The organism is Pantoea wallisii (assembly GCF_002095485.1).
GTDB classification, from domain to species: Bacteria; Pseudomonadota; Gammaproteobacteria; order Enterobacterales; family Enterobacteriaceae; genus Pantoea; species Pantoea wallisii.
Genome location: NZ_MLFS01000113.1, coordinates 1 through 4,144, shown reverse-complemented (window position 1 = coordinate 4,144; position 4,144 = coordinate 1). Strand labels below are relative to the sequence as shown.

The window sequence follows — 4,144 nt, the reverse complement described above, 5'->3', positions numbered from 1 at the left end:
GGCCAGCCGCCAGCCGGGGCGTGCCAGCCAGTGAAATCTGCATCATTGGCATCGTGCACCCGCCATGGGCCGGCCAGCGACCAGCTCACCGGCGTACTCACCGGCGCGGCCAGCACCGGCAGGCTGCAGCAGTAGATCAGTACCAGTCCGGCACGCGTCATGATTATGTCTCCTCCCGCAGCTGTTCCAGCTGTTGTTGAACCTGTGCAACGGTTTCCCTCAGGTGGGTTTGCGCGTCCGCCTGCGGAACATGGTTGAGTCGCGCCTCCTCCTCCAGCTGCTGCAAAAAGTGCGTCAGTTCATCAAAGCCAAAAATCGACGCTTCGCCGCGCAGCTTATGGCTGACGCGTCGGATGCGATCGTTATCCTGCTCCTCCAGGGCGCCATCGAGCTGGCCCTGCAGTTCAGGCAGGGAGTCGGCAAACAGCGTAAGCAGCTCCTGCAGTAACGCGGTATCCAGCCCCAGACGCTGCGCCAGCGCTGCACCATCGGCAGCAGGTGGCGTAGCGTGCCGGGCCGGCGCGGGCAGCGCCATGACGCGCTGAATCTCACTGTGCAGCGCCTCCTGGCTTACCGGTTTGGCGATATAGCCATCGAAGCCAATTTGCAGGCAGTACTCTTCATCCCCCTTCATGGCGTGGGCGGTCATGGCGATGATGCGCTGATGCGTCGGCTGCGCCGCCGCAGATTCGCGCTCGCGGATCAGGCGTGTCGCCTGTTCGCCGTCCAGCTCCGGCATCTGTAGATCCATTAGCACCAAATCCCAGCGATCGCTCTGCAGCAGGGTCAATGCCTCCAGACCGTTACCGGCGATGGCGAACTGATGGCCGAGCCGGGTCAGGAAGTGGGCGGCCAGCTTCTGGTTCACCAGGTTATCCTCGGCCAGCAGAATACGCAGCGCGGGGGCAGCGGCGGCGGGCGGCGGGCCGCTTTCGGCGTGCTCCGGGGGCGCGGGCAGGGGTTGATGATGCAGCGCGGCGAGGATCACCTCATACAGCTCGCGCTGATCGACCGGCTTACCAAGGAAGTGGTTAACGCCGATCTGGCTCAGCTGCTCGGCGTCCATCGCCCGGCTCATCGAACTCAGCATAATTATCTGGCAGGAGCGAAACGCCGGATTGGCGCGGATCTCCAGCGCCAGCGCAATCCCGTCTTTGTCCGGCATCTGCGCATCCAGTAGGATCAGCGGAAACAGCGGGTGCGTCTGCAGCAGCGCCAGCGCATCCGCGGCGCTGGCGGCCAGGGAGGGTATCAGCCCCATGTTGCGCAGCATATCGCTCATCAAATGCCGGTTGGTGGCATTATCATCCACCACCAGCACCGGTAACTGCGCCAGGCGCGGCGAGGTCTTCAGCGTCTCAGTCTGCTCCTGCACAGGCAGCGGAAGGGAAAAACTGAAAATGCTGCCGCTGCCGGGCTCACTCTGGACTTTCAGTTCGCCGCCGAGCCGCTCCACCAGACGGGCAGAGATGGTCAGGCCCAGGCCGGTGCCGCCATATTTGCGCGTGGTTGAGGTATCGGCCTGGCTGAACGACTCAAAAATCAGCTGCTGTTTCTCAACCGGAATGCCAATGCCGGTATCGCGGACGCGGAAGTGCAGCGCGGCCGCATCACGCTGTACCGCCAGTTCCACTTCGCCCTGATGGGTAAATTTCAGCGCATTGCTGGCCAGGTTGGTGAGAATCTGCCGCAGGCGCACCGTATCCGCGACAACGGTCACGGGCACATCCGGCGCGACGTTGATCAGTAACTCAATGCTCTTCTCTGAGGCGGCGGGCATCAGCGGGCGCATCACCGCGTGCAGAAATGGCCGGATCTCAAATGACTCTTCATCCAGCTCAATCTTGCCCGCCTCTATTTTGGAGTAGTCGAGGATGTCATTGATGATGTGAAGCAGCGTGTGCGCGGAGTGATAGACCAGCGTCATATACTCCCGCTGTTCGGCGGTCAGGCGGGTATCCAGGCAGAGCTGCGTCATGCCCAGAATTCCGTTCATTGGCGTGCGGATCTCATGGCTCATGTTGGCAAGAAAGGCGCTCTTGGCATCGTTTGCCGCACGTGCCGCGGCGACCGCCTGCAGCGAGAGTTGCTCCGCCTCTTTGCGCTTGGTGATGTCCTGCAGCGTGCCGATCACCCGTTCGGTGTCGCCGGCAACGGTCACGCTGGCAACCTGACCGGAGAGCAGCATCCAGCGGTAGTTGCCGTTACGGTGTAACAGTCGGATCTCGCGCTCAAACACCGGCAGCTGCTGATTACTGGCGGAGGCGAACAGCTGCTGTAGCGGTTTACGGTCGTCGGGATGCAGCAGCGTATCAAGGAAGCTGGCGCTGTAGTGCCAGGTTTCGCGCGGATAGCCGAGCATATTCAGCAGGGCATCATTGACCTGTAACAGGTCGTGCTGCTGCTGCCAGTCCCAGATACCAATCTGGGTGGACTCGGCCGCCAGCACGAAATCCGCATGCAGCTGCTGGCGCGACTCATTTATTAGCGCGTAGCCCGACATATCAATGTGCAGACTGACAATGCCGCCTTCCGGCGTCCGGTTGTGCTGCACAAACACCTGGCGGTTAGCGATGCGGCGCATCTCACTGTGGTTATCGAGACGACAGCGGCTCACCAGGTTATCCACCATCGCCTGACGGCTCTGGGCGTTTTCGGTCATATACACTGAAGCAATAAAATCTTCCGCCAGCTGGGTGAGCGTCATGCCGCGCTGAATACGCTGCTCCATGCCGGGATAGAAGCGCACCACCTGGCGGTTGTAGGCCACCAGCCGCTCCTGCTCGTCGTACATCAGCACCGCGGCACGCAATGAGTCGAGCGCTTTGGGTAACAAACCTTCGGGCATGACCTGCTCCTTACTCGAATGCCTCAGCGGTTGCGCCCTTAACCAAAGGGAAGCAGCGTGGCGGCTGGGTGAATGGATCGTCGAGCTGACGGCGGAAATAGCTGTTGTCCGGCAGGGCTGATGATGCCAGTAGCGGCCCCATATTGACCTTGAAAAGCAGGGCTTCCAGCACCATGGCATTAGTCGACAAGGTAATGGCGCGATTGTAGTCGCCGGTGGCCTCGACGCGCCCCTCATACCAGCCGCGCTGCGCGTCATATTGCAGGCGCGTCATCTTCATCAGCGCATCGGTAAACGGCGTGTCCCACAGCGCCCAGAGCCCGAATACCGCGCGCGTCGAAACCTGCGCCAGCCGTGGGACCCACTTGCCGTCATCCGCCAGCGTATTCCACGCATAGCCATTGGCATACACCGTGTCATTGACGTGCCACGGCGGCGCGGAGAGGTTGAAGTCGCTGCGCGCCGTCAAAATGCCTTCGCGCTGCCAGCGCAGCTCCTGAACGCGATAGACCTGGCTGGCGCGCTGGCGCTGCAGCTGCACGATGTCGCGATCGGCCCCCGGCAGCTCCCAGCCATACTCCAGACCGCTCAGCACATACGGCGTGGTGGTAATGGCGCTGGGCGTCCATGTGGTGCGCGGATCGCGACTGTCGATGTCCAGCGCCAGCCCGTAGAGGATGACGTGCTGTGAGGGCGGCCGCAGCGAACGATCGTTGGCGAAGCCCCACAGCCCCAATCCTGCGGCGCTGTATTCACTGTCGCCCAGCCGGCCTTCAGGCTGCACGCGCAGCTTCTGCTGTTGCAGCATGGCGGCGTTGAGCTGGCCCTGATCATCCACCACCGGGCAGAAGTTCCAGCGCAGCACAATGCGCTCCAGGTATTCGCTGTACTGCGGATGAAAGGCGGCGACAATGCGCAGCGCCATCATCAGCCGGGCCATATCGCGCGACGACCAACCAATCACCTGCGGCGCGTTGCTGTAGCCCACCATGGCAAGGTTTTGCGTGTTATAGAGCAAATTGGGAACACCGCTCTGCGTCAGCGGCATGCGGTTCAGGCTGCCGAGCAGCTGCGTCAGGCGGCGATCAAACAGGGCATCGTCGATCAGGTTCAGCTGCCGGGCGGCGGTCAGTGCAATCAGGGTATCGCCCATCTGCCACAGGCTGGCTACCGGCCGCTTGTCGCTGCCGTTGACCAAACCGCTGCTCTGCACGTTGTTGTCGAAGTAGCGCCAGGCAACCGCGGCCCAGCGCTGCTCCTCCGTGCTCAGCGCACCGGTGCGCGCGCTGGTGTGCC

Annotated in this window: 2 protein-coding genes; both read right to left on the bottom strand. The window is 62.3% G+C overall.

All coding sequences use genetic code 11. The features are described from left to right. Positions 1-163: 163 nt before the first annotated feature. Positions 164-2,848, bottom strand: a complete 2,685-nt coding sequence (locus HA48_RS21715; protein WP_158086985.1) for a response regulator — start codon at positions 2,846-2,848, stop codon at positions 164-166. Between the two features lie 10 nt (positions 2,849-2,858). Beyond that, the coding region (locus HA48_RS21710) for a DUF3131 domain-containing protein (protein ID WP_244182930.1) at positions 2,859-4,144 on the bottom strand (1,286 nt) is incomplete at its 5' end.